Annotated in this window: 21 protein-coding genes; 13 read left to right on the top strand and 8 right to left on the bottom strand. The window is 71.5% G+C overall.

Annotated features, from left to right (window positions below; translation table 11 throughout):
- Positions 1-63: 63 nt before the first annotated feature.
- The 10 genes from IG02_RS0132420 to IG02_RS0132375 all read left to right on the top strand — a co-directional run bounded on the left by IG02_RS0132420 (position 64) and on the right by IG02_RS0132375 (position 9,342).
- Positions 64-1,068 (top strand): Rossmann-like and DUF2520 domain-containing protein, encoded by a 1,005-nt coding sequence (locus IG02_RS0132420; protein WP_051766030.1) that lies wholly within the window; start codon positions 64-66, stop codon positions 1,066-1,068.
- On the top strand, positions 1,065-2,153 hold the full coding sequence (panC, locus tag IG02_RS0132415; RefSeq protein WP_199814129.1) for a pantoate--beta-alanine ligase: 1,089 nt from the start codon (positions 1,065-1,067) through the stop codon (positions 2,151-2,153). Before IG02_RS0132420 ends, panC begins: the two co-directional genes overlap by 4 nt.
- Before the next feature lie 137 nt (positions 2,154-2,290).
- The gene (locus tag IG02_RS0132410) at positions 2,291-4,231 is read left to right on the top strand and encodes an L-aspartate oxidase (protein ID WP_030756125.1); all 1,941 of its coding nucleotides are present in this window, start codon (positions 2,291-2,293) and stop codon (positions 4,229-4,231) included.
- A gap of 2 nt (positions 4,232-4,233) precedes the next feature.
- The gene (gene nadC, locus IG02_RS0132405) at positions 4,234-5,283 is read left to right on the top strand and encodes a carboxylating nicotinate-nucleotide diphosphorylase (RefSeq protein ID WP_030756122.1); all 1,050 of its coding nucleotides are present in this window, start codon (positions 4,234-4,236) and stop codon (positions 5,281-5,283) included.
- Entirely contained in the window at positions 5,283-6,080 is a 798-nt protein-coding gene (locus IG02_RS0132400) for a type III pantothenate kinase (protein ID WP_030756119.1), read from the top strand. Before nadC ends, IG02_RS0132400 begins: the two co-directional genes overlap by 1 nt.
- A 391-nt stretch (positions 6,081-6,471) precedes the next feature.
- Positions 6,472-7,368 carry a hypothetical protein gene (locus IG02_RS43250; RefSeq protein ID WP_234314995.1) on the top strand — a complete coding sequence of 299 codons (897 nt, stop codon included), beginning with the start codon at positions 6,472-6,474 and terminating at the stop codon, positions 7,366-7,368.
- Positions 7,332-7,514, top strand: coding sequence for a hypothetical protein (locus IG02_RS0132390; protein ID WP_030756113.1), 183 nt, complete (start codon positions 7,332-7,334; stop codon positions 7,512-7,514). Before IG02_RS43250 ends, IG02_RS0132390 begins: the two co-directional genes overlap by 37 nt.
- Positions 7,515-7,759: 245 nt before the next feature.
- Positions 7,760-8,302 (top strand): BlaI/MecI/CopY family transcriptional regulator, encoded by a 543-nt coding sequence (locus IG02_RS43245; protein ID WP_234314994.1) that lies wholly within the window; start codon positions 7,760-7,762, stop codon positions 8,300-8,302.
- 9 nt (positions 8,303-8,311) lie between these two features.
- Positions 8,312-8,851 carry an amino-acid N-acetyltransferase gene (locus IG02_RS0132380; protein ID WP_078855011.1) on the top strand — a complete coding sequence of 180 codons (540 nt, stop codon included), beginning with the start codon at positions 8,312-8,314 and terminating at the stop codon, positions 8,849-8,851.
- A gap of 155 nt (positions 8,852-9,006) precedes the next feature.
- Positions 9,007-9,342 carry a histone-like nucleoid-structuring protein Lsr2 gene (locus tag IG02_RS0132375; protein ID WP_030756105.1) on the top strand — a complete coding sequence of 112 codons (336 nt, stop codon included), beginning with the start codon at positions 9,007-9,009 and terminating at the stop codon, positions 9,340-9,342.
- Here the strand turns inward: IG02_RS0132375 and IG02_RS0132370 are convergent.
- Positions 9,321-10,034, bottom strand: a complete 714-nt coding sequence (locus tag IG02_RS0132370) for an SCO3374 family protein (RefSeq protein ID WP_234314993.1) — start codon at positions 10,032-10,034, stop codon at positions 9,321-9,323. The two genes, IG02_RS0132375 and IG02_RS0132370, sit on opposite strands and share 22 nt — an antisense overlap.
- 433 nt (positions 10,035-10,467) lie before the next feature.
- Here IG02_RS0132370 and IG02_RS0132365 point away from each other — a divergent pair, with 433 nt between their 5' ends.
- A complete protein-coding gene (locus IG02_RS0132365; protein ID WP_030756099.1) occupies positions 10,468-12,990 on the top strand; it encodes an ATP-dependent Clp protease ATP-binding subunit in 2,523 nt (840 codons plus the stop codon).
- A gap of 95 nt (positions 12,991-13,085) precedes the next feature.
- Here the strand turns inward: IG02_RS0132365 and IG02_RS0132360 are convergent, their stop codons facing one another.
- Together IG02_RS0132360 and IG02_RS41170 are read right to left on the bottom strand one after the other, a co-directional pair.
- The gene (locus IG02_RS0132360) at positions 13,086-16,160 is read right to left on the bottom strand and encodes an NACHT domain-containing protein (RefSeq protein ID WP_037804948.1); all 3,075 of its coding nucleotides are present in this window, start codon (positions 16,158-16,160) and stop codon (positions 13,086-13,088) included.
- Positions 16,157-16,534: a trypco2 family protein gene (locus IG02_RS41170; protein WP_037804945.1), complete on the bottom strand. Its 378-nt coding sequence runs from the start codon at positions 16,532-16,534 to the stop codon at positions 16,157-16,159. The genes IG02_RS0132360 and IG02_RS41170 overlap by 4 nt, the downstream gene beginning before the upstream one ends.
- Positions 16,535-17,070: 536 nt before the next feature.
- Between IG02_RS41170 and IG02_RS0132350 the strand changes: the two genes are divergently transcribed.
- Positions 17,071-17,784 carry a M23 family metallopeptidase gene (locus IG02_RS0132350; protein WP_030756091.1) on the top strand — a complete coding sequence of 238 codons (714 nt, stop codon included), beginning with the start codon at positions 17,071-17,073 and terminating at the stop codon, positions 17,782-17,784.
- A 115-nt stretch (positions 17,785-17,899) separates the two neighbouring features.
- Here the strand turns inward: IG02_RS0132350 and IG02_RS0132345 are convergent, their stop codons facing one another.
- Positions 17,900-18,487 carry a TetR/AcrR family transcriptional regulator gene (locus IG02_RS0132345; RefSeq protein ID WP_030756089.1) on the bottom strand — a complete coding sequence of 196 codons (588 nt, stop codon included), beginning with the start codon at positions 18,485-18,487 and terminating at the stop codon, positions 17,900-17,902.
- A gap of 243 nt (positions 18,488-18,730) precedes the next feature.
- On the opposite strand from IG02_RS0132345, the gene IG02_RS0132340 reads away from it, so the two are divergent.
- Entirely contained in the window at positions 18,731-20,287 is a 1,557-nt protein-coding gene (locus tag IG02_RS0132340) for an MDR family MFS transporter (RefSeq protein ID WP_030756086.1), read from the top strand.
- Between the two features lie 260 nt (positions 20,288-20,547).
- Here the strand turns inward: IG02_RS0132340 and cseC are convergent, their stop codons facing one another.
- The 4 genes from cseC to IG02_RS37175 all read right to left on the bottom strand — a co-directional run bounded on the left by cseC (position 20,548) and on the right by IG02_RS37175 (position 24,213).
- A complete protein-coding gene (cseC, locus tag IG02_RS0132335) occupies positions 20,548-21,870 on the bottom strand; it encodes a two-component system sensor histidine kinase CseC (protein ID WP_030756083.1) in 1,323 nt (440 codons plus the stop codon).
- 94 nt (positions 21,871-21,964) lie between these two features.
- Positions 21,965-22,666 (bottom strand): two-component system response regulator CseB, encoded by a 702-nt coding sequence (cseB, locus tag IG02_RS0132330; RefSeq protein WP_030756080.1) that lies wholly within the window; start codon positions 22,664-22,666, stop codon positions 21,965-21,967.
- A gap of 105 nt (positions 22,667-22,771) precedes the next feature.
- The gene (locus IG02_RS0132325) at positions 22,772-23,425 is read right to left on the bottom strand and encodes a hypothetical protein (RefSeq protein WP_037804956.1); all 654 of its coding nucleotides are present in this window, start codon (positions 23,423-23,425) and stop codon (positions 22,772-22,774) included.
- Between the two features lie 68 nt (positions 23,426-23,493).
- Complete coding sequence (locus IG02_RS37175; RefSeq protein ID WP_037804939.1) at positions 23,494-24,213, bottom strand: SigE family RNA polymerase sigma factor; 720 nt, start codon at positions 24,211-24,213, stop codon at positions 23,494-23,496.
- Positions 24,214-24,379: the final 166 nt, after the last annotated feature.

Below are 24,379 nucleotides of genomic sequence, written 5' to 3'. Positions count from 1 at the left end.
GTAGCATGTCGGTGTACGTACGTCCGGTACCCCTCGCGGACTGGAACGGAAGGCTGTCGCCGCGTGAATCCCTCAGCACCACCACCCCATGACCCCCGGGACCGGCCCGCCCGGCTCACGGTCGGTGTCGTCGGCGCGGGCCGGGTGGGCCCCGCCCTCGCCGCCTCCCTCCGGCTGGCCGGGCACCGCCCCGTCGCCGTGTCCGGCGTCTCGGACGCCTCCGTACGGCGGGCGGCCGCGCTGCTCCCCGACGTCCCGCTGGTCACCCCGGCCGACGTCCTGGACCGGGCCGAGCTGGTCCTCCTCACCGTGCCCGACGACGCGCTCCCCGGGCTCGTCGAGGGGCTCGCCGAGACCGGGGCCGTACGGCCGGGGCAGCTGATCGTCCACACTTCGGGGCGGTACGGGACGCGGGTCCTCGACCCCGCCCTGCGCGCCGGGGCGCTGCCGCTCGCCCTGCACCCCGTGATGACCTTCACCGGCACCTCGGTGGACGTCCAGCGGCTGGCCGGCTGCTCCTTCGGCGTCACCGCGCCCGAGGAACTGCGGCTGGCCGCCGAGGCCCTGGTCATCGAGATGGGCGGCGAGCCCGAGTGGATCGCCGAGGAGACCCGCCCGCTGTACCACGCGGCCCTCGCCCTGGGCGCCAACCACCTGGTCACGCTGGTGGCCCAGGCGATGGAACTGCTCGGCAAGGCCGGGGTCACCGCCCCCGACCGGATGCTCGGCCCGCTGCTGGGCGCCGCGCTGGACAACGCCCTGCGCTCAGGCGACGCCGCCCTCACCGGCCCGGTCGCGCGCGGTGACGCGGGTACGGTCGCGGCCCACGTCGCCGAGTTGCGCGAGCACGCGCCGGGGGCCGTCGCCGGCTACCTGGCGATGGCCCGTACGACCGCCGACCGGGCGCTCGCCCACGGCATGCTCAAGGCCGAACTGGCGGAGGACCTCCTCGACGTCCTCGCGGACGGCGAGCGGCGCGGAGACCCCGGTGCCCCCGGCCCCCGCCCCGGAGGCGGCCCCCGCCCCGGTGGCGGCAGCGGTGACGGTGGCCCGGGAGGCGTGCGATGAGCTTCGGATTCGCCCCCACGCGCGCGGACCTCGACCGTCTGCTGGCGGCCCGCGCCGCACTCGGTGACGGAGGCGCGGCCGGTGACGGCGCCACCGCCGACAGCGACGCACCCGCAGGCGGCGGCGCCACCGGCCCCGTCGCCGTCGTCATGACCATGGGCGCGCTGCACGAAGGGCACGCGAGCCTCGTACGGGCCGCCCGCGCCCGGGTCGGCGCGCACGGATTCGTCGTGGTCACGGTGTTCGTCAACCCGCTCCAGTTCGGGGCCGGAGAAGACCTCGACCGCTACCCCCGCACCCTCGACGCGGACCTGAAGACCGCCCGGGAAGCGGGCGCGGACGCCGTCTTCGCGCCGTCCGTGGACGAGGTCTATCCCGGCGGCTCGCCCCAGGTCACCATCTCCGCGGGCCCGCTGGGCGAGCGGCTCGAAGGAGTGTCGCGCCCCGGGCACTTCGACGGCATGCTCACCGTCGTCGCCAAGCTGCTGCACCTGAGCCGGGCCGATGTCGCCTTCTTCGGCCAGAAGGACGCCCAGCAGCTCGCGCTGGTCCGCCGGATGGTCCGCGATCTGAACTTCCCGGTCGAGATCGTCGGCGTACCGACGACCCGGGAGGACGACGGTCTCGCGCTCTCCAGCCGCAACCGCTACCTGTCGCCGCCGGAGCGCCGTACGGCCCTCGCCCTGTCCCGGGCGCTGTTCGCCGCGCGGGACCGGCTCGGCGCCCAGCACGCGCTGCGCGCCCGCGCCGCCTCCGCGCCCGCGGTCGCGTCCAGGCGTGCCGCCGCGCTCTCCGCCCTCGGGGAGTCCCGGCTGGCGGCCGACGTGCACGCGGTGGCGGCGAGCCGGGAACCGGTGGGTCCGTGCGGGGCCGATGCCGTACGGGAGGCCGCCCGGGCCGTCCTGGCGGAGGCGGCCGGCGCCAACCCGCCGCTCGGCCTCGAATACCTGGCTCTCGTCGACCCCACCGACTTCACCGAGGTCCCCGACGGCTACACGGGCGACGCGATCCTCGCCGTCGCCGCACGCGTCGGTGGCACTCGCCTGATCGACAACATCCCGCTGACGTTCGGAGCCTCCCAGTGACCGGAACGGCAGGAGCGGTGCCTCAGCCCACCGGCGGCGACAGCGGCCGTACGCACGACAGCAGTGGTCTCACGACCGGCGACAGCAGTGGCCGTACGACCGGCGGCAGCGGTCGCACCGCCGGCGACAGCGGCCGGATACGGCTGGCGGCGCCCACGCCCGGCTGGTCCATCGAGGCGGACGTCGTCGTGGTCGGCTCCGGCGTCGCCGGTCTCACCGCCGCCCTGCGCTGCACCGCCGCCGGCCTGCGGACGGTCGTCGTCACCAAGGCCCGCCTCGACGACGGTTCCACCCGCTGGGCCCAGGGCGGCATAGCGGCGGCCCTCGGGGAGGGCGACACGCCCGCGCAGCACCAGGAGGACACCCTGGTCGCGGGCGCCGGACTGTGCGACGAGGAGGCGGTACGCCTGCTCGTCACGGAGGGTCCGGCGGCCGTCCGGCGGCTGATCGCCAGCGGCGCCCGGTTCGACACCTCCGCCGCCGGTGAACTCCAGCTGACCCGCGAGGGCGGCCACCACCGCCGCCGTATCGCCCACGCGGGAGGCGACGCGACCGGCGCCGAGATCTCCCGCGCGCTGGTCGCGGCGGTCCGCGAGGCGGCGCTCCGGACGATCGAGAACGCGCTGGTCCTGGACCTCCTCACGGACGACCGCGGCCGTACCCGCGGCGTCACCCTGCACGTCATGGGCGAGGGGCAGCACGACGGCGTCGGCGCCGTCCACGCCCCCGCCGTCGTCCTCGCCACCGGGGGCATGGGCCAGGTCTTCTCCGCGACCACGAACCCGGCGGTCTCCACGGGCGACGGGGTGGCGCTGGCGCTGCGCGCGGGGGCGGAGGTCTCGGACCTGGAATTCGTCCAGTTCCATCCGACGGTGCTGTTCCTGGGAGCCGGGGCGGAGGGCCAGCAGCCGCTGGTCTCGGAGGCGGTACGGGGCGAGGGCGCCCACCTCGTGGACGCCGACGGCGTCCGGTTCATGGCCGGACAGCACGAACTCGCGGAACTGGCGCCTCGGGACGTCGTCGCCAAGGCGATCATGCGCCGGATGCGCGAGCGGGGCGCCGAGCACATGTACCTGGACGCGCGGCACTTCGGCGCACGCATGTGGGAGAGCCGCTTCCCGACGATCCTGGCCGCCTGCCGCGCCCACGGCATCGATCCGGTGACGCAGCCCATACCCGTGGCCCCGGCCGCCCACTACGCGTCCGGCGGTGTCCGTACGGATCTGAGCGGCCGGACCACCGTGCCGGGGCTCTACGCGTGCGGCGAGGTGGCCTGCACGGGCGTGCACGGCGCGAACCGGCTTGCCTCGAACTCCCTCCTGGAGGGGCTGGTCTTCGCCGAGCGCATCGCGACGGACATCGCCGACGCGGACGTCGCGCGCGGGGAAGAACGCGGGGAAGAAGAGGAAGAAGCGGCGCCACCGGAGGTGCGGCAAGACGGACCGACCCCGGTTCCGGTCGCGCCGAGCACCCCGGCCACGTCGAGCACCACCCCGGTCACACCGGTCACACCGGTCACGCCGAGCACTCCGATCACCTCGCCCCCGGCGCTCGAACTGCCGCTGATCCCGCCCGACGCCCGCGCCCGCATCCAGCGGATCATGTCGCGTGGCGCGGGCGTCCTGCGCTCGGCCCACAGTCTCCGGGAGGCGGCTCAGGCGCTGGCGGCCGTCCAGGCGGCCGCCGACGAGGCCGCGCGGGGCGAGGCGGCCCACGAAAGCACCAGAGGCAAGCCCGCCGTTCCCGGCGTCGACTCGTGGGAGACCACCAACCTTCTCTGTGTCGCGCGGGTGCTGGTCGCCGCCGCGGCGGAGCGTACGGAGACCCGTGGCTGCCACTGGCGCGAGGACCGGCCCGAGCGTGACGACGCCGACTGGCAGCGTCATCTCGTCGTCCGTCTGGCGCCGGGTACGGAGGTTGGGCAGCCCGCCGAGCCGGACGCCGGCCCCGGTCCCGGGCTCCGTCCCGCGCTCCGGCGCACGCGTACGGCCGCGTTCCCGCCCGTGCGCCCCGCCTTCGTCCCCGCCCTCCCCTTCGTCCCCGTAACCCCCCGCCCCGACGCCCCCAGGGAGCCGTAACCGTGAGCACGCCCGAAGACATCCCGCACGCGGAGCGCGTGGACGTACCGCTGATCCAGATCGGCGCCGCCGCCCCCGCCGCGGCCACGGGCGGCTGCGGCGACGGCTGTGGCTGCTCCGGCGGCGGGGAGGACGGCGAACTGGCGGGCCTCGGCCTGGAGTGCGGGCTCGACGACGCGCTCGCCCGGCTGCTCGTTGAAGGGGGACTGGACCCCGTCGTGGTCGAGGACATCGCGCACGTGGCCCTCCAGGAGGACCTGGCTGGTGACGTGGACGTCACAACCGTCGCGACCGTCCCCGAGGACGCCGTGGCGACCGGCGACTTCACGGCGCGGGAGAGCGGTACGGTCGCGGGCCTGCACATCGCCGAGGCCGTCGTGTCCCTCGTCTGCACCGAGGACTTCGAGGTCGAGCGCCACGTACGGGACGGCGACCGCGTCGAGGCAGGTCAGAAGCTGCTGAGCGTCACGGCCCGCACCCGCGACCTGCTCACGGCCGAGCGCAGCGCCCTCAACCTGCTCTGCCGGCTGTCCGGCATCGCGACCGCCACCCGCGCCTGGGCCGACGCCCTCGACGGCACGGGCGCGAAGGTCCGGGACACCCGCAAGACCACGCCGGGACTGCGCGCCCTGGAGAAGTACGCGGTGCGCTGCGGCGGCGGTGTGAACCACCGGATGTCGCTCTCCGACGCCGCCCTGGTCAAGGACAACCACGTGGTGGCGGCGGGCGGGATCGCCGAGGCGTTCAAGGCCGTACGCGACCGGTTCCCCGACGTGCCGATCGAGGTCGAGGCCGACACTCTCGGCCAGGTGCGCGAGGTGCTCGACGCGGGCGCCGACCTGATACTGCTGGACAACTTCACCCCGGCCGAGACGGCTCGGGCCGTGGCGCTGGTGGCGGGCCGCGCGACCCTGGAGTCGTCCGGCCGGCTCAGCCTCGCGAACGCGCGCGCGTACGCCGAGACGGGCGTCGACTACCTCGCGGTGGGCGCGCTGACGCACTCGTCCCCGATCCTGGACATCGGCCTGGACCTGCGCGAGGTCGACGCCTGATGCTGCTCACGATCGACGTCGGCAACACCCACACCGTGCTCGGTCTGTTCGACGGCGAGGACATCGTCGAACACTGGCGGATCTCCACCGACGCCCGCCGTACGGCCGACGAGCTCGCCGTGCTCCTCCAGGGGCTGATGGGCATGCACCCACTGCTCGGCGAGGAGCTGGGCGACGGCATCGGGGGCATCGCCATCTGCTCCACGGTCCCGACCGTCCTGCACGAACTGCGCGAGGTCACCCGCCGCTACTACGGCGACGTACCGGCCGTCCTCGTGGAACCCGGCATCAAGACCGGGGTGCCGATCCTGGTCGACAACCCCAAGGAGGTCGGCGCGGACCGCATCATCAACTCGGTCGCCGCGGTCGACCTGTACGGCGGGCCCGCGATCGTCGTGGACTTCGGTACGGCGACGACCTTCGACGCGGTGAGCGCGCGGGGGGAGTACGCGGGCGGCGTGATCGCCCCGGGCATCGAGATCTCGGTCGACGCGCTCGGCGTCAAGGGCGCCCAGCTCCGCAAGATCGAACTGGCCCGGCCGCGGAGCGTCATCGGCAAGAACACGGTCGAGGCGATGCAGTCGGGCATCCTGTACGGCTTCGCCGGCCAGGTCGACGGCGTGGTGACGCGCATGGCCCGCGAGCTGGCGGCCGACCCGGAGGACGTGACGGTGATCGCGACGGGGGGCCTGGCGCCGATGGTGCTGGGCGAGTCGTCGGTGATCGACGAGCACGAGCCGTGGCTGACGCTGATCGGTCTGCGGCTGGTGTACGAGCGGAACGTCTCCCGCGCGTAGCGCCTCCCGGCGAGGGGCCGTGGACCGCGGGAGCGCCCGCGCGCCCGCGCCCTGGGCCGGCGGCCAGGGCGGCCCCCGGACGCCGGTTCCGTCCCCGGCATCGGGACAGGTCCGGGGCCACCCCCGCCGGGACGGCAGTCGGCTCCGGGCGTCGGGCCTTCCGTGCGTCGGGTGGCGCCGGGCGACGGTGCCCCGCCGCCCCCGTCGGCCCGGGGCCGGCTGGTTCTCTCCCGCGTGCCGGAAAGGCCAGAGGCCCGGAGCAGGCTGCCGTCCCGCACGGGCCGCCGGGGCACGGTCCCGCCTCGCGCGAGGCCCGCCCGGCCGCCGCAGGCGAAACGCGCGGACTTATCCGTTAAGACCCTTTCGTTCCCTTGCCGCGTAATCTCGCCGCATGCCCACCCCTCACGGTTCCCTCGGCGGCATCACGTTCGGTGCCGATGAGTTGCGGGTGCTCCGCCGCGCCCTCGACGTCGCCCTTCACCCCGCCCCGCTCCCGAGCGAGGACGTGCGGGCCTGCCTGCGGCTGGCCGCGTCCGTGGACGAGGCGGTGCGGGAGGCCGGGCGGCTCAGGGCGTTTTTGGTGGCCGACCTCGCCCGCTACCGCCACGCGCTCCCCGGGTCGGTCGCGGGTTACCTGGAGTTGCTCGGGGACGCCCTGGACGCCGGTCACGTTCCGCTCCCCGACGATCTGGCCGCGCTGCGGGCCCTCGGGGGCAACGCCACGGCCGCGGCCCTCCTCGAACGCTGCATGAGGCTACGGGCGACCGGGCGCCGTCCCCCCGCGCCCCGCACCCGGCTGCTCGCCCTGCCCGGCGGGCGCGCCGACGCGGACGACGCTCCGCGCCAGCCGAGGCCGCGTGAGCCGGCCAAGCCGCAGAAGCCGGGGAAGCCGGGAAAGCCGTCCGAGCCGGGGAAGCCGTCCGAGCCGGGGAAGCCGTCCGAGCCGGGAAAGCCGTCCGAGCCGGAGAAACCGGCCGAGCCGCGGAAGCCGGGAAGGCCCGAGGCGCCTCCGCCGGGCGAACCGGGAGAGCCGAGCAGGCCACGCGAGCCGGGCAAGCCGGGCGAGCCGGAAAAGCCGTCACCTCCGCGCCCCGCCGCCCCCTCCCGGCCGATGCCCAAGCCGTCCGAGGTCTTCCCGCCCAAACGCCGCCCCGCGCCCCCGCGGGACCGGCTCGCCGACCGCTGTGCCGGCCCGGCCCGGGTGGCGGGCCGGGCCGGACGAGCCCCGGCCGCCTCGCTACTCTGGATCCCATGGACTACGTATCCGCGCTCCTGCCCCCCGTCGTGATGGCCGCCTTCTTCATCGGCCTCGTCAGGACGATCGTCAAGAGCCAGGGCGGCTCCAACAAGACCAAGGAAGACGCCGCGGTCGACGCCGCGTTCGCCCGCGCGGAGGCGGCCCGGAACGGCACCCCGGAGACCCCCCGCGCCTGACCCGCCCTCCGCCGGTCCGCCGGCCCCGTACGCCGCGCGCCCGTACCCGCGCGGCCGCTGGTCGCGGGTTACCCGCGGTGCGTGCGACGGGCCGGGCGATCCCGTAACGGGACGAATGGCACAACAGGACGCACGACGCCTTCTCGTCGCGCGTCCTTTTTGTTCCGTAAATAACCAGCCATCCAGTCATCTCCTACTATGGTGGGACTGTGCCCCGTCAATTGGGAGACCTGGAAGACGCCGTCATGACACGCGTCTGGCAATGGAACCGCCCGGTCACCGTCCGGGAAGTCCTCGAAGACCTTCAGAAGGAACGGTCCATCGCCTACACCACCGTCATGACGGTAATGGACAATCTCCATCAGAAGGGCTGGGTGCGCCGGGAAGTCGAGGGCCGCGCCTATCGATATACGGCGGTCTCCACCCGCGCCGCCTACGCGGCGGCACTCATGAACGAGGCGTGGTCGAAGAGCGACAACCCGGCGGCGGCTCTCGTCGCCTTCTTCGGCATGATGTCGCCGGAGCAGCGCGGCTCGCTCGCGGACGCCGTCCGTATCGTCCGCGCCGACCGCCCGGAAGGCGGTCCGGAAGGCGGGCCGGAACGCGGACGGGAAGGTGGCGCGGAAGCCCGTACGGAAGGCAGTACGGAAGGCAGTACGGAAAGTGACCGTACGGAAGATCTCCGTACGCAAGAGCCGCCGCCGCGAGATGTCGTTCGGGATGCCGTGCGCGATGCCGCCCGAGATGTCACCGAGGGCGCCGACGTCCCGCCGGAGGCGGGGCGATAGCGTCCAGTCATGTCCTCGAGCCCGTCCTCTCCCAATGCCGCGCGTAATGCCCTCACGATCAGGCGGGCCAGGACCCGGGATGTGCCCGCGGTCCGCCGTCTTGTGGACCCGTACGTACGGCGGGGCATCCTGCTCGACAAAGCGCCGGTGACTCTTTACGAGGACATCCAGGAGTTCTGGGTGGCGGAACGCGACGAGGACGCCCACGTCATCGGCTGTGGGGCCTTGCACGTGATGTGGGAAGACCTCGCCGAAGTGCGCACACTCGCCGTGGATCCCGTGGCCAGGGGCACCGGCGCCGGGCACGAACTCCTGGACAAGATGTTGGAGACGGCCCGCTGGCTGGGAGTGCGGCGCGTATTCTGCCTCACCTTCGAAGTGGAGTTCTTCACCAAGCACGGCTTCGTGGAGATCGGCGAGACTCCGGTCGACCGGGATGTCTACCGAGAGCTGCTGCGTTCCTATGACGAGGGTGTTGCGGAGTTCCTCGGTCTCGAACGGGTGAAGCCGAACACCTTGGGCAACAGCCGGATGCTTCTGCATCTGTGATCGCCGGAACCCACCGGAACCCGTCGGGAACCCTATGTCCGAATCGCGTACGTTTCCCGTCTCGGTGCCCGACTGAACCTCTGCCGGGGGTTTGTGTTTTCAGGAGAAAAGCGGTTTCCTTTCCGCGTACTGCATTTTCGATGAAAGGAAATCCGGTGGCACAGAAGGTTCAGGTCCTTCTTGTCGATGACCTCGACGGTGGCGAGGCGGACGAGACGGTGACGTTCGCGCTGGACGGCAAGACGTACGAGATTGACCTCACCACCGCCAATGCGGACAAGCTGCGCGGGCTCCTCGACCCGTACACGAAGGGCGGCCGGCGGACCGGTGGCCGTGCTTCCGGTGGCCGTGGCAAGGGCCGCGTCGCCACGGGCGGGAACAAGGACACCGCGGAAATCCGCAAGTGGGCGAAGGAGAACGGCTACAGCGTCAACGACCGTGGCCGCGTTCCCGCCGAGATCCGTGAGGCCTACGAGAAGGCCAACGGCTGAGTATTCGTACGCGGCGTATTTCCACGCAGCAGCCGGGCCCGGTGGCACTCGGTGGCCGCCGCGTCCAGGAGTCGTACGAGATCGGGGGCGTGACCACTCCTGCCCCCGTCGCCGGTGACGCTGCCGTGCCCGAACGGGGCGAGCGCGGGCAGCTCCGGCACCACCTCACGTCCAGGGCCGGGGGGCCGCAGCCACACGGCGCCCCCCGGACCGGCGACTCGCGGCCAATGGGGCGGTGCGGGGGCCGCCGTGCGGCCGTCCGTGCCCAGAGCGGTCAGCCCGAGGGCCAGGCCGCCCCACTCCAGCCAGTCCAGCAGCCCCGGCAGCTCCTCGGCGCTTCCAGGGGCCACCAGAAAGCCCATGCGCCTGCCGTGGAGCATCACGGGGCCGACGGCCGGGCCCATGCGTCGCAGGACGGCCGCGCCCGCGTCCGAGGGCATCTCCAGCACGTCGAAGCGGAACCCCGTCAGCAGCATGGCGGGCGGTCCGGGCACTGTCGGCCAGCCGAACTCGTTCTCGTACCAGAGCGCACGACCGTCTTCCCCCGGCGGATCGATCGGCGCGACGCGCGGCACGGGCCCCGGCGGCGCCGGCTGCGGCGGCCGGTTCTCGCGCGGCGGGACCGGGGCGCGGCGCGGGGAGGTCGGGCAGGGCGGCGGACCCGTGCGGGACGGCGGGACGGTGAAGGCCATGCACGGAGCAACTTCCCCGCGCCCCTCATGGTTACGTCGCGTTCCCCATCGGACGCGCAGCGTTGGAGATCCGGGGCGTACGAGCGTATTCGGGAACGCAAGGATGTTCGCCCGTAGCGGAGGGAACCGGGGCGTGCCGCATGGAGTGTCCGTGCTTGCGGGTAAGACATTCCTAGTGGGAAGGGGCGACACGCGGTGTCGGAGGGCTTCACGTTCGCCATCGGCGTACTGATGGTGCGGGTATCTGTCTGGCCTGCGGGAACATCGTCTCGCACCATCGGGTTGAAGCTGTTGTCCGGCGTTCGGGGCTGGAAGCCTGGGACGGGTAGTCGGCAGTTGGAATGAGCGGTCCCCGCTTGCGGGACTAAGCTGCGGAAGGACAGGGAGGGGACCGACCCCTTTACTGCCTGACCGCTCTGAGGAGCGATTAACGATGTTCGAGAGGTTCACCGACCGCGCGCGGCGGGTTGTCGTCCTGGCTCAGGAAGAAGCCCGGATGCTCAACCACAACTACATCGGCACCGAGCACATCCTCCTGGGCCTGATCCACGAGGGTGAGGGTGTCGCCGCTAAGGCCCTGGAGAGCCTCGGGATTTCGCTCGAGGCGGTCCGCCAGCAGGTGGAGGAGATCATCGGCCAGGGGCAGCAGGCCCCGTCCGGTCACATCCCCTTCACTCCCCGTGCCAAGAAGGTCCTGGAGCTGTCGCTCCGCGAGGCCCTTCAGCTGGGCCACAACTACATCGGCACGGAGCACATCCTGCTCGGCCTGATCCGCGAGGGCGAGGGCGTCGCCGCCCAGGTCCTCGTGAAGCTGGGCGCCGATCTCAACCGGGTGCGGCAGCAGGTGATCCAGCTGCTCTCCGGATACCAGGGCAAGGAGGCCGCCACCGCCGGCGGTCCTGCCGAGGGCACGCCCTCCACGTCCCTGGTCCTCGACCAGTTCGGCCGGAACCTCACCCAGGCCGCCCGCGAATCCAAGCTCGACCCGGTCATCGGGCGCGAGAAGGAGATCGAGCGGGTCATGCAGGTGCTGTCCCGCCGTACGAAGAACAACCCGGTCCTCATCGGCGAGCCCGGCGTCGGCAAGACGGCGGTCGTCGAGGGCCTGGCGCAGGCCATCGTCAAGGGCGAGGTGCCCGAGACCCTCAAGGACAAGCACCTCTACACCCTGGACCTCGGCGCGCTCGTCGCCGGCTCCCGCTACCGCGGTGACTTCGAGGAGCGCCTGAAGAAGGTCCTCAAGGAGATCCGCACCCGCGGCGACATCATCCTGTTCATCGACGAGCTCCACACCCTGGTGGGTGCGGGCGCCGCCGAGGGCGCGATCGACGCCGCCAGCATCCTCAAGCCGATGCTGGCCCGCGGCGAGCTCCAGACGATCGGCGCGACCACGCTGGACGAGTACCGCAAGCACCTGGAGAAGGACGCGGCCCTCGAGCGCCGGTTCCAGCCGATCCAGGTCGCGGAGCCGTCGCTGCCGCACACGATCGAGATCCTCAAGGGGCTGCGCGACCGCTACGAGGCGCACCACCGCGTGTCCATCACGGACGAGGCGCTGGTGCAGGCCGCCACGCTCGCCGACCGCTACATCTCGGACCGCTTCCTGCCGGACAAGGCGATCGACCTGATCGACGAGGCCGGCTCCCGGATGCGCATCCGCCGGATGACGGCGCCGCCGGACCTCCGCGAGTTCGACGAGAAGATCGCGGGCGTCCGCCGCGACAAGGAGTCGGCGATCGACTCCCAGGACTTCGAGAAGGCGGCCTCCCTCCGCGACAAGGAGAAGCAGCTGCTGGCGGCGAAGGCCAAGCGGGAGAAGGAGTGGAAGGCCGGCGACATGGACGTCGTCGCCGAGGTCGACGGCGAGCTGATCGCCGAGGTCCTGGCGGCCTCCACCGGCATCCCGGTCTTCAAGCTCACCGAGGAGGAGTCGAGCCGCCTGCTGCGCATGGAGGACGAGCTCCACAAGCGCGTCATCGGCCAGAAGGACGCCATCAAGGCGCTCTCCCAGGCGATCCGGCGTACGCGAGCGGGTCTGAAGGACCCCAAGCGGCCCGGTGGTTCGTTCATCTTCGCCGGCCCGTCCGGTGTCGGTAAGACCGAACTCTCCAAGACGCTCGCCGAATTCCTCTTCGGCGACGAGGACGCGCTGATCGCCCTCGACATGTCGGAGTTCAGCGAGAAGCACACGGTTTCCCGCCTCTTCGGTTCGCCCCCCGGTTACGTGGGTTACGAAGAGGGTGGCCAGCTCACCGAGAAGGTGCGCCGGAAGCCGTTCTCCGTCGTCCTCTTCGACGAGGTCGAGAAGGCCCACCCCGATATCTTCAATTCCCTTCTCCAGATCCTGGAGGACGGTCGCCTGACCGACTCCCAGGGCCGGGTCGTGGACTTCAAGAACACGGTCATCATCATGACGACCAACCTGGGGACCCGGGACATCTCGAAGGGCTTCAACCTGGGCTTCGCGGCACAGGGCGACACGAAGACCAACTACGAGCGGATGAAGAACAAGGTCAACGAAGAGCTGAAGCAGCACTTCCGGCCCGAGTTCCTCAACCGTGTCGACGACACGGTCGTCTTCCACCAGCTCAGCCAGGAAGACATCATCCAGATCGTCGACCTCATGGTCGCCAAGGTGGACGAGCGGCTGAAGGACCGGGACATGGGCATCGAGCTCAGCCCGGCCGCCAAGTCGCTCCTGGCCCAGAAGGGCTACGACCCGGTCCTGGGCGCCCGGCCGCTGCGCCGGACGATCCAGCGCGAGATCGAGGACGTCCTCTCGGAGAAGATCCTCTTCGGCGAGCTGCGCCCCGGCCACATCGTGGTCGTGGACACCGAGGGCGAGGGCGAGGCGAAGAAGTTCACCTTCCGGGGTGAGGAGAAGTCGCCGCTGCCGGACGTCCCGCCGATCGAGCAGGCGGCGGGTGGCGGCCCGAACCTGACGAAGGACGTCTGAGACGTCAGACGCGCGTGAAGGCGTGAAGGGGCTGCCCCGGACCGTTTCCCATCATGGGAAACGGTCCGGGGCAGCCCCCTTTTGTCGCGTGGCGGTCAGTCGTGGACGGTCAGGCGGTCACCGAGGAGTTCGGCGCCGACCAGCGTGTGAGGGATGTCCTCATGCACGGACGAAATGGTGACCTTGAGATCGGTCAGGCCGACCAGCGGAGTCAGGTCCAGCGCGGGGGTGGAGTCCGTGGCCGGGGCCAGGGTCAGGTCGAGGTGGCGGAGCGAGGGCCAGTCCCCGATGGTGGAAAGATCGAGTGGACGGACCATCATGATGTCCAGCTGCCGGACACGTGCATGCGGCGATGGGAGCTGTGCGCCCGGAGACTCCGCGTAGTAGTTGAGCGACAGCATCCTGAGTTTCGGCATCTCCCGCACCGGCGCGAGGTCCGACCGCCGGAAAGAGCTCTCGTCCAGGAACAGGTGCTCGACCGACGAACTGGCGAGGCCGGAGAGATCCGACACCATGGGGCAGCTGAAGAGACTGAACTCCGTCAGCCCTGTGAGCTCCGGGAGGAACGACACGTCCCGGAGGGCATCGTTGCCGCTGAGATGCAGCTGCCCGCAGCGGACATCACGCAGGTGATCGAGGAGTTCGTCGCCGGTGATGTCGCCCACGACCTCGAGGCCCCCCATGGGGTGCAGCGTGGCGAGTTCCCGCAGCTGTTCCAGGTCGCTCACCATCAGCACCTCATTGGCCAGGGGCAGGCCGGCCAGCACCTGACGGGCGTACTCCCCCGCCGGGAACCGGTACCAGTTCCGGCAGAGAAGAGTGCGGACCGCACGGCCGCCGTGCCGTGCGTACCGAGCGGCGGCGGGAACGGCCTCGGAGCCACCGATCAGGGAGATGAGCCGGACGGTGCGCTCCGCTTCCTCCTTCGTGAGCGCGTCCGGATCGGGCAGCAGCGGCAGCAGATAGGCAGCCAGCGAACCCAACACCTCCAGGTCCGACTCCGGCCGCGGCGGCAGCAGCGTCCGTACCCGGGTGGCTATCCGCTCCCCGACCGTCTCGTCCACGACGACGGCGTCCAGGAAGCAGCGGGCGGCGAGGACATGCACCGACTCGCGCACGGCAGGATCGTCCGTCGCGTCCCCGGCTTCGATCAACCCCTCGATCAGCTGCCGGACCTCGTTCGGCCGGCAGTGGCCGACGGCCAGCAGGACGGTGTCGTGCCACTGCTCGTTGTGGGCGTTCCTGAGCAGCTCCGGCAGGCTGCCGCCCTCCACCAACGCCCGTGCGGCCAGGTAGTCCTGAAAGGTCCGGTGGATGAACTGGACGACATCGCCGACGCGTTCCTGCAGCAGCCCGCTGCGGTTCAGCAGATAGGTGAGCACGGCCGACGCCGGCCCTTGGGCCTTGACATGCGGCAGCCGGCGCATCGCCCCCTCGATCTGCCGCTCCGCGTCCTCGTGCGACAGCTGGGACTGTCCGCCTCGGACCAGCCAGACCGCGATGGCCTGCAACAGCTCCTGGTGTTCGTCGAAGCCCATGGTGATGCCCTCGGGAACGCCGATGTTGCGCTGGGCGTCCCGGCTGCCGAGGAGCATCGCGAGCGTGGCCCGGTAGAGGTCCCAGCGGGTGTCGGGCAGCAGGCCGCCCCGGCGGCGGTGCAGGGCGCAGATGACCGCGCAGAGCAGCGGCGTCCGGGCGAGGGTGCGCAGGGCCGTGTTCCGCTCGAACTGCGCCCGGAGTTCGCCCTCCAGGTGCTCCAGGTGCGCCTGCTCGGACGCGGCGCGTTCCCTGTCGGCGTACGCGTCGCATTCGATCCGGGCGGCCGTGTGCCAGGCGGTGACGAACTTCTGGATGTCCTCGTCCCGCATCGGGAGCAGGGTCAGGTCCTCGAAGCGTTCCGAGCGCAGCCAGTCGGTCTCCACGGCGAGCGGGCGCACGGTGGCGAGGCAGCGGGTGCGGGGATAGAGGTTCAGCAGCTCCGTCAGCCAGGTACGTGTGTTGTCGCGTTCGGACGCCGGGACCTCGTCCACGCCGTCCACCAGGAGCAGGGCCCGTCCCGACTCCAGCACACGCACCGCCCAGCCGGGCGGCGCGTCGTCCGTCAGCAGGCCCGCCACGGCCGGGAGCCTGCCGGGCGTGGGCAGGCCGGAGCCCCGGGCCTGCACGGTGCGCAAGGGAACGACGAAGGGGACCAGGCCGTTCAGCTCCGCCAGTTCGGGGCTCAGGGTCCCGCAGACCGCGTGCGAGGCGAGCCACCACACCAGCGTGGTCTTGCCCGCGCCGGCCTCGCCCCGGAGGACCGCGCGGGGGCGGTCCGCCAGCAGGTCGTGGATACGGCGGGGCTGGGAACTGTGAGCGTGGGCGTCGAAGGGGCCTCGCGTCTCCCGGTTCTGCTGGTCGGCTTCCAGGCTCAGATACGCGGTGTCGAGGTCCCAGGTCGCCTCGCCGGTGCTCAGCTCGTCGATGCCGAAGATCCGTGTCTTCTGATACCGGGCCTTGAGGGCTCTCGCGTACCGCTCCTCGAAGAGGTGGTCCTGGGGGTGGCGGTCGGTGACCCGTTCGAAGCGGGCCGACAGCCTGGTGAATCGCCGGATCGCGGTCTCGGGCACCGGCACGCCTTCGAGGCGCAGGTGGCCGCGCCCGCGCGGTACCTCGGTGACGACGCCCAGCAACACCTCCCCCGCGAACACGGGGGCGCCGGAGAGCCCCTGCAACGGGGACGTGCCGTCGTGGCGCTCGGCCGCCGCCGGCTGGTCGAGCGTGCAGACCAGGGCGCCGCGCACGGAACCGGCCGAGGGCAGCACGGTGGCCGGGTACTGGTCGAGGTCCAGGGCGCCGTCGTCCCCGTACCGCTGGATCCGGGGGAAACCTACGATCTCGCAGTGCGGCAGGGGGCCGGTGGTGGCGACCTCACCCAGGCGGATCTCCGGGAGCGCGACGGCCGGCTGTCTCCGGAGGCAGGGACGTTCCGATATCAGCAGCGCCAGGTCGAGATGGTCGTCCGACCAGCGCACATCGGCCGGGACCCGGTCGGCCAGCCGCGGATGGGCGACTGTCGGACGGTTCTCCTTCCCGATGACATGGGCGCAGGTCAGGATGGTGAACGCATCGAGTAACACCCCTGTCCCCTGGGCGTCCCCGAAAACCGCGACGACCCGTTCCACGCTCACCGCGCACCGCCCGCCGCGTCCGTCCCGCCCGTGCGGCCGCCGAATCCCGCCGTACTCCCGTGGTCCGGGTTGCCGACCTTCCAGGGCGCGCCGGTGCGGGCGTCGCGCGGCGTGAGGGTGAAGGCGACCTTGTGCGTACGGCCGGTGGCGCGGGTGCCGTCCGCGCCCGCCTCCACGACCCAGGCCTTGACCTTGGTGCCGCCCTTGACCTCCTTGCGCAGCTCCAGGGTGAACTCCATCTGGATGTCGCCGACCTCGAAGGACAGCGGTCGGTCCGTGGCGCGCGTGGCGGCGTCGAGGAGCTGGTCGCGTACGGACTGGATGGCGTCCGCCAGTTCGATGCCGTCGAAGTCGTGGTCGTCGTTGGCCATCATTCCCCCTGGTCGAGTCCCCCTGGCCGAACCGGTCGGGCCCGCTGTCGCGGACCGCGCCGGGCCGGACGTACAGACCGGACGTACAGATACGGCACGAAGCGTATGGCGCCGCGCTCCCCGGTTCCACGCGGGACCTTGGTCCCGAATCGGACGGCATTTCTGCCCACCGGTCGTGACAAGGCGCACAGCGATTTCCGGGCCTACTAGTCGGAATAGTCATACGGTCTGGCAATCGCCGGGACTTTCGGCCGTATCGGTGGCGGCTCTTTCCGTGACGGTGCGTTCCCCGGGTCGGTGACGCAGGTCTCACTTCCCCTCCCGTACGGTCCTACATGCCTTTAAAACCGGACATAATCATCGCATTTGCCAACCCTTTAATTGGAAGGGAGTGGGTCGTCAAGAGGCGGATCGTCGTCTGTGTTGTTACGACGGGTTGTCGTAGATAGGTGGTTTTGGGGCGAGATGGAGTCCGGGTTACCAAGGTGTGGCAAGCCCGGTATGTCTGCCGGGTCCATTCATGCCCGGAGGTTTCCTGTATGTCGCTGCGCAACCAGTCCCGTCTGTTCCGTCCGTCCGCCCTGCGTACCCGCGCCGGCGTCGTCGCCGCCGGACTCGGCGTGACGGTGGCGTGCGGGGCCGGGGCCGCGTTCGCCGCGACCGGCGGCGGGCCCGCGGCCGCCGCCTCGTCCGTCTCGACCGCGACCTCGACGGCCGCCGCCGTCCACCAGCAGGCCGCCGTACAGGCCAAGGCCGCCGAGAAGGCCCACCAGGCCGAGGTGAAGCAGGTGAAGACCAAGGCCGCCGAGGCGAAGGCCGCGGCGAAGAAGGCCGCCTCCTGGACCGACCCGGTCAAGAAGTACGCGCTGAGCGCGAGCTTCGGCCGCGGCGGCAACATGTGGGCGCACAAGCACTCCGGCCAGGACTTCGCCGTGCCGGTCGGCACCCCGGTCCACGCCGCCCACCAGGGCACCGTCGTCAAGGCCGGCCCGAACGGCGCAGGTGACGGCCCCGCGTACGGCAACGCGATCGTGATCAAGCACAAGGACGGCACGTACTCGCAGTACGCGCACCTGTCCCAGATAGACGTGTCCGTCGGCCAGCAGGTGAAGACGGACCAGAAGATCGCCCTGTCCGGCAACACCGGCAACTCCAGCGGCCCGCACCTGCACTTCGAGATCCGTACGACCCCGAACTACGGCTCGGCCGTCGACCCGGTGCCGTTCCTGCGGTCCGTCGGTGTGAACCTCTGATCCGCGTCGGGGAATGACTCGCGTCGACGAATGACCGGCGTCGACGTGTGACCGACGGCGCCGCGTGGCCGCGGCGCCGTCGCGAAGCGCCCCGGTACCCCCGGGGTGCTTCGTGTCACGCCGTACGGCTCGGTGTGTGCGCCTGGGTGATCAGATCGGTGGAGACCTCGAGGATGGCCGCGCGCTTTTCCTCGGGGTCTCCCTCGACGTCCTTGAGGGCCAGCATCCCCGCGTGCATCGTGAACAGCGCGCTGAAGCAGCGCACCCGGTCGGGCATGTCCGCGTCGGGATCCATGACCAGGTCCATCAGCTTCATCATGCGCTTCTTGAACAAGTCGCCGATGCTCAGCTCGCGCACCGTCGCCTGGTTCTCCTGCATGAAGCGGAAGAGCGGCGCCGCGCCCGCCAGTGCCACGCCGTAGCGGCGCAGGATCTCCTTCTTGGTCTCCAGGGTGCTCGGCTGCGCCGCGCCCCACTCGACCAGTTCGTCCACCGGCCGGCTCAGGTCCTCGAAGAGGCTGATCAGGATGTCTTCCTTGGTCTTGAAGTGGTAGTAGAGCGCCGCCTTCGTGACATCCAGCCGTTCCGCGATCTCCCGCAGCGAGGTCTTCTCGTAGCCCTGCTCGGCGAAGAGCTCCAGGGCGACGTCCTGGATGCGCTGGCGGGTGTTGCCCCGCCGTGGGTGCTGCGTGCTGCTGCCCATGTGCTCTCCCGAGAAAGAACTTACTTGACGACCGGCTAGGAGTGGGTCTACCTTCCCCAGTGTAGTGAACTTGCCGGGCGGCAAGTAAGTTCCCGGGTGCTCGACACAGGGGTGCTCGGCACCTCGACACCTCGATACGGGGAACGCAATGGGGAGTGCAGGGGAGTGGGGAAGTTGAGTACGACCGACAAGGCTCCGACGGCGGGGGCGCGGGGCGCGACCGGCGAGCGGAAGGGCGGCACCCTGGCGGAGCCGGACGGCTCCGGCGCGCAGCCGCGCAGCGTGCGCGTGGTCCTGCTCGCGCTGATGATCTCGATGCTGCTGGCCATGCTGGACAACATGATCATCGGCACGGCGATGCCGACGATCGTCGGCGAGCTGGGCGGCCTCGCGCACCTGTCCTGGGTGGTGACCGCGTACACCCTGGCGACCGCCGCCGCCACGCCCATCTGGGGCAAGCTCGGCGACATATACGGGCGCAAGGGCGTCTTCCTCACGTCGATCGTCATCTTCCTGATCGGCTCGGCGCTCAGCGGCATGGCGCAGGACATGGGCCAGCTCATCGGCTTCCGTGCCGTACAGGGCCTGGGCGCCGGCGGTCTGATGGTCGGCGTCATGGCGATCATCGGCGACCTGATCCCGCCCCGGGAGCGCGGCAAGTACCAGGGCATGATGGCCGGTGTCATGGCCCTCGCCATGATCGGCGGCCCGCTGGTCGGCGGCACCATCACCGATCACCTCGGCTGGCGCTGGAGCTTCTACATCAACCTGCCGCTGGGCGCGGTGGCGCTGATCATGATCTCGACCGTCCTGCACCTGCCGGCCAGGGACCGGACGGTCCGGGCCAAGGTCGACTACCTGGGCGCCGCCCTGCTGACCGTCGGCATCACCTCGATCGTGCTCGTCACCACCTGGGGCGGTACGGAGTACGACTGGACCTCCTCGGTGATCATGGAGCTGATCGCGCTCGGGGTCGTGGCGCTCATCGGCTTCGTCATCGTCCAGACCAAGGCCGCCGAGCCGATCATGCCGCTGCACATCTTCCGCAACCGCAACTTCTCGCTGATGTCGGTGATCGGCTTCCTGACCGGCTTCGTGATGTTCGGCGCGGTGCTGTTCCTGCCGCTGTACCAGCAGTCCGTCCAGGGCGCCTCGGCCACCAACTCCGGCCTGCTGCTCCTGCCCATGCTGCTGTCGATGATGGCCGTCTCGCTGGTCGCGGGCCGCATCACCACCAACAGCGGCAAGTACAAGGTCTTCCCCATCGTCGGCGGCGGACTGATGGTCGTCGGCCTGTTCCTGCTCGCGCAGATGGACACCGGCACCTCGCGGCTGACCTCCGGGCTCTACATGGCCGTGCTCGGCGCCGGCATGGGCTTCCTGATGCAGATCACCATGCTCGTCGCGCAGAACAGCGTCGAGATGAAGGACATGGGCGTCGGATCCTCCACCACCACCCTCTTCCGTACGCTCGGCGGCTCCTTCGGCGCCGCGGTGATGGGCGCGCTCTTCACCAGCCGGGTGCAGGACGAGATGGCGGCGCGGGGCGGCGGCGCGGCGACCCAGCAGACCTCGCAGCTGGACGCGGCGAGCCTGGCGAAGCTGCCGGAGGCGGCCCGGGAGGCGTACCAGTACGCCGTGTCGTCCGGTACGCACGCGGCCTTCACCCTGGGCGCCTCGATCGCGGTGATCGGCTTCGTCGCGGCGTGGTTCGTCAAGGAGGTACCGCTGCGGGGCGCCGGCCCGGAGAAGCCGGAGGACGCCGCCGTGGCGGACGACAAGATCGCGCAGTCGGCCTGAGCCCGGCCAGGGCGACGGGGCACGCGACACGGCGGACCGGGGACGGGGGGACGGCGCCCGGCTTGAAGCCGGCGCCGGCCCGGCCGCCTCCCCTCCCCCGGGCCCGCGAAGATCGGCCGGACAGCACACCTAGGGCCCCTGACGCGCGGAATGCCGCGCGCCAGGGGCCCTCGCCGTCCGCGGTACGAGCAGAAGCCCGCCCGGGGCCCGGACAGGGGCGTCCGGCCATGGCGCGCCCGGCGGCTCACCCGGGTGGGGCCCTACGCCGGGTCCGCGAGCTTGAGTACCGGGAAGCTGCCCGTCGTCGTCGGGGCGTGTTCCGGCAGCCAGAGCACGGCGATCGCGCCGCCCCCGCCCGCCCGCTCCGGCACCCCCGTCGGGGCGGCGTTGCGGAAGGTCAGCCGCGCGCCCAGCACCCGGGCCTGGCCCGCCGCGATCGTCAGACCGAGGCCGTGGCCGTGGCCCGCGCGGTCGGTCGAGCCCGTACGGAACCGGCTCGGGCCCTCGCGCAGCAGCGCCTCGGGGAAGCCGGGCCCGTGGTCCCGTACGCGCACGACCCGGCCCTCGACGGTGACCTCGACCGGTGCCGAGCCGTGCTTGGCCGCGTTCGTCAGCAGATTGCCCAGGATGCGCTCCAGGCGGCGCGGATCCGTGCAGACCCACGAGTCGTGGACCACCTTGACCTCGACCGCCGGGTCCAGCACGGCCACGCGCCGCGCCACGAACTCACCGAGCGCGAGCTCCTGGAGCTCGGCACGCTCCGAGGCGCCGTCCAGCCTGGCCACCTCCAGGACGTCCTCCACCAGCGTCCGCAACGCCTGCGCCCGGTCCCGTACCAGTTCCGAGGGGCGGCCGGGCGGCAGCAGTTCGGCCGCCGTGAGCAGCCCCGTGACCGGGGTGCGCAGCTCGTGCGCGATGTCGGCGGTGACCCGGCGCTCGGCCTCGATCCGCTCGTTCAGCGCGTCGGTCAGCGCGTCCACCGCGCGGGCCAGCTCGTCCGTCTCGTCCCGGACGACTCCGCCGATGGCCTCCCCGACCCGTACCTCCGTGTTCCCCTGGGCCACCCGGACCGCCGCGGCGGCCGCCCTGCGCAGCCGGCGCGAGAGCTGCCCGCCCACCAGGACCCCGAGCGCGCAGCCGCCGAAGACCACCGAGACCGAGCCGATGAGCAGGGAGCGGTCCAGGTCCTTCATGATCGTCGTGCTGCGGTCGGCGAACTTGCTGTGCAGCGAGAGCACCGAGCCGTTGCCCATCGGGACCGCCGCCCACACGTCCGGCACCCCGCCGTCGTCGGCCTCCTGGACGTAGGTCGCGCGCCGTCCCTGCTGCGCCTTCGCCCGCAGCTCGGGCGGCAGCGCCGGGTCATTGATCTTGGTGCCGAACTTGGCCTCCTTGGTGGAGTCGTACATCCGCTGCGCGAACAGCAACCGTTCCAGCTGCACCTCGCGCGCGTTGTCCAGCATCGAGACCCGGGCCGAGTTGTGCACCACGAGGCTCAGCGCCACGGCGACCAGCGCGCCGACGGCCGCGATCGCGATACTGATCTTCCACCGGACGCCGGTGCTCAGAGCGCGCCGTTTCATACCACTGTCACACCTTGTCCCACCCGGCTCGTCGCCCCCACGGACGCGTCACCGCGCCCGCGCCGTCCGCGCCCAGCGCGCCCGCGCGCCCGCGTCAAGCCTTGAGTTTGTAACCGAAGCCGCGGACCGTGTCGATCCGGTCCTGCCCGATCTTGGCGCGCAGCCGCTGGACATGGACGTCCACCACCCGGGTGTCCCCGCCCCAGCCGTAGTCCCAGACGCGTTCCAGCAGCCGGTCACGGGAGAGCACGGTCCCGGGCGCCGACGAGAACTCCAGCAGCAGCCGCATCTCCGTCGGAGTCAGCGCCACCGGCGCGCCCTTGCGGCGCACCTCCATCCCCTCCGTGTCGACCTCCAGGTCGCCGAAGGACAGCACGCCCCCGGCGGAGCCACCGGTTCCGTCGGACTCACCGGGCTCCCGGCCCGCGTGTCCGAAGCGGCGCAGTACGGCCCTGATGCGGGCCACCAGGACCGCCCCGTCGAAGGGTTTGGTCACGTAGTCGTCCGCGCCGGCCTCCAGCCCGAGCACCACGTCGATGGAGTCCGCGCGCGCCGAGAGCATGATCACGGGCACGGTCGACTCATCGCGGATGCGGCGGCACAGGCTCACCCCGTCCATGCCCGGCAGCATCACGTCCAGGAGCGCGATGTCCGGCCGGTCGGCGCGGAAGGACTCCAGGCCCGACAGCCCGTCCGGCATGGCCGTGACCGTGAATCCCACCCGTTCCAGCGCGAGCTGTGTCGCCTCCCGGATGACGTCGTCGTCCTCGACGAAGAGGACATGCGTCTCTGCCATGCCCCGGCTCACTCCGTTCAGTCGTCGTGCGTGTCGGTCGTCGTGTGTATCGGTCGTCGGTCCGCCGCCGCTCGCGGTCAGCGGTCAGCCGTCAGTCGTCAGCTATCAGTCGTCAGGCGCCGGAACCGGCGACGCGGGCACGGCGGGTACAGCGGGTACTTCCATGCCCCCCTTGCCCACCGCCTTGCTGTAGCTGTTGCGCACCCGGAAGCGCTCGTTGAACGCGCTGCCCGCCCAGCTGTAGGTGATGACCTCCTCGCCCGAGGGATACGACACGGAGTCGTCCCCGGCGTAGATCTGCTGCGTGACGACCAGTTCCCCGCGGTCGATGGTGGCGTAGACGGCGGGCTCCTCGGCCGCGAACACGTTCTCGTAGCCCCCGCCCGCGTCGCCGTCCTTCGCGCGGTACACATACGTCGCGATCCCGACGGAGTCCTCGCACGTCATCACGTTGATCACCACATCCGCGGCGGCCGAGCCGGTGAGGTTCCCGTACGAGGTGTCCAGCGGGTACGCGTCCCCCGCGCACGGCTTGAGGTCGGCCTTGATCCGCGCGTTGACCTTGGGGTCCTTGCGCAGGAGGGACACGGGCTCGACGGTCCTGGCCGGGGCGGACGCGCTCGTCGTGGGGGTGGGCGCACCCTGGACCGCCGGTACGTGCACGGCCGCGCCCTCGTCCCTCGTACCCGTACCACCGGTCGAGCAGCCGGACAGCAGGAGGCCGGCCGCGAGCACGCCGAACGCGGCGAGCCCGGTCATGCCCCGGTCGCCCGCCGCGTACGGTCCACCCCCCGGCCGGTCCGGTCGTCCCGGCCGTACGAGAGCTCTCAGGCCGCGCACCTCTCCCGCCCCACTTCCTCGCGTACGGCTTCCGCGCGTACCGCGTCCCCTCGTACGGAATCCCCGCACACCGCGCGGCGCACCCGCGGACCCCGGGCGGGGACGCCCCGGACCGCCGGGCCCTTCCCGGCCACCCGGCCGCCCTCGGCCACCCGGCCGTCCCGGACCGCCGGGCCGCTCCGGTCCGGCCGGTCCTCCCGGACCGTCCGGCCGTCCCGCTCCCGGTTCTCCAGCTCCTGCCGGAGCCGGGCCAGCGCGCGGTGCAGCGTGCTCTTGACCGTACCCGCCGACATGCCGAGCGCGGCAGCGGTCTCCTCCGTACTCATCTGCTCCCAGTGTCGCAGCACGACGACACTGCGTTGCTTCGGCGCCAGCACTCCGAGGACGTCCATCAGCAGCGCCCGGTCCGCGCGCTGCTCGGTGCCGTCCTCGACGCGCGCGTCGGGCAGCTCCTCGGTGGGGACCTCCTCCAGCCGGCGGGCCCGCCACCACTCAGTACGCGTGTTGATCATGACGCGGCGCAGATAGGCGTCGGCCAGGGACTTGTCCTCGATGCCGTCCCAGCGGCCGAACGTACGGGCCAGGGCGGTCTGCAACAGGTCCTGGGCGTCGACCGGGTCGGGCACCAGCCGCCGTGCGCTGCGCAGCAGGGCCTCCTGCCGGGTACGTACGTACTCCTCGAAACCGAGCACCTCGCCCTGCGCCATGCCAACCGCCTCCGACCCCATGACCTGCGTACCTTCGCGCCTTCGCGTCTTCGCGTCGCGTTACGGCACCGAAATTACGGAGCGCTTGTCACGGGGTTGTCGGGGACAGCCGTCGGTGGACGCACGGCTGTCCATCGGTTGTGTAACGGCCATGAACAGTCGTTAC

This window comes from Streptomyces sp. NRRL F-5135, from assembly GCF_000719775.1.
Classification (GTDB): domain Bacteria; phylum Actinomycetota; class Actinomycetes; order Streptomycetales; family Streptomycetaceae; genus Streptomyces; species Streptomyces hebeiensis.
Note: the sequence above shows the minus strand (reverse complement) of the source record. Positions and strands in the feature narration are given on the sequence as shown.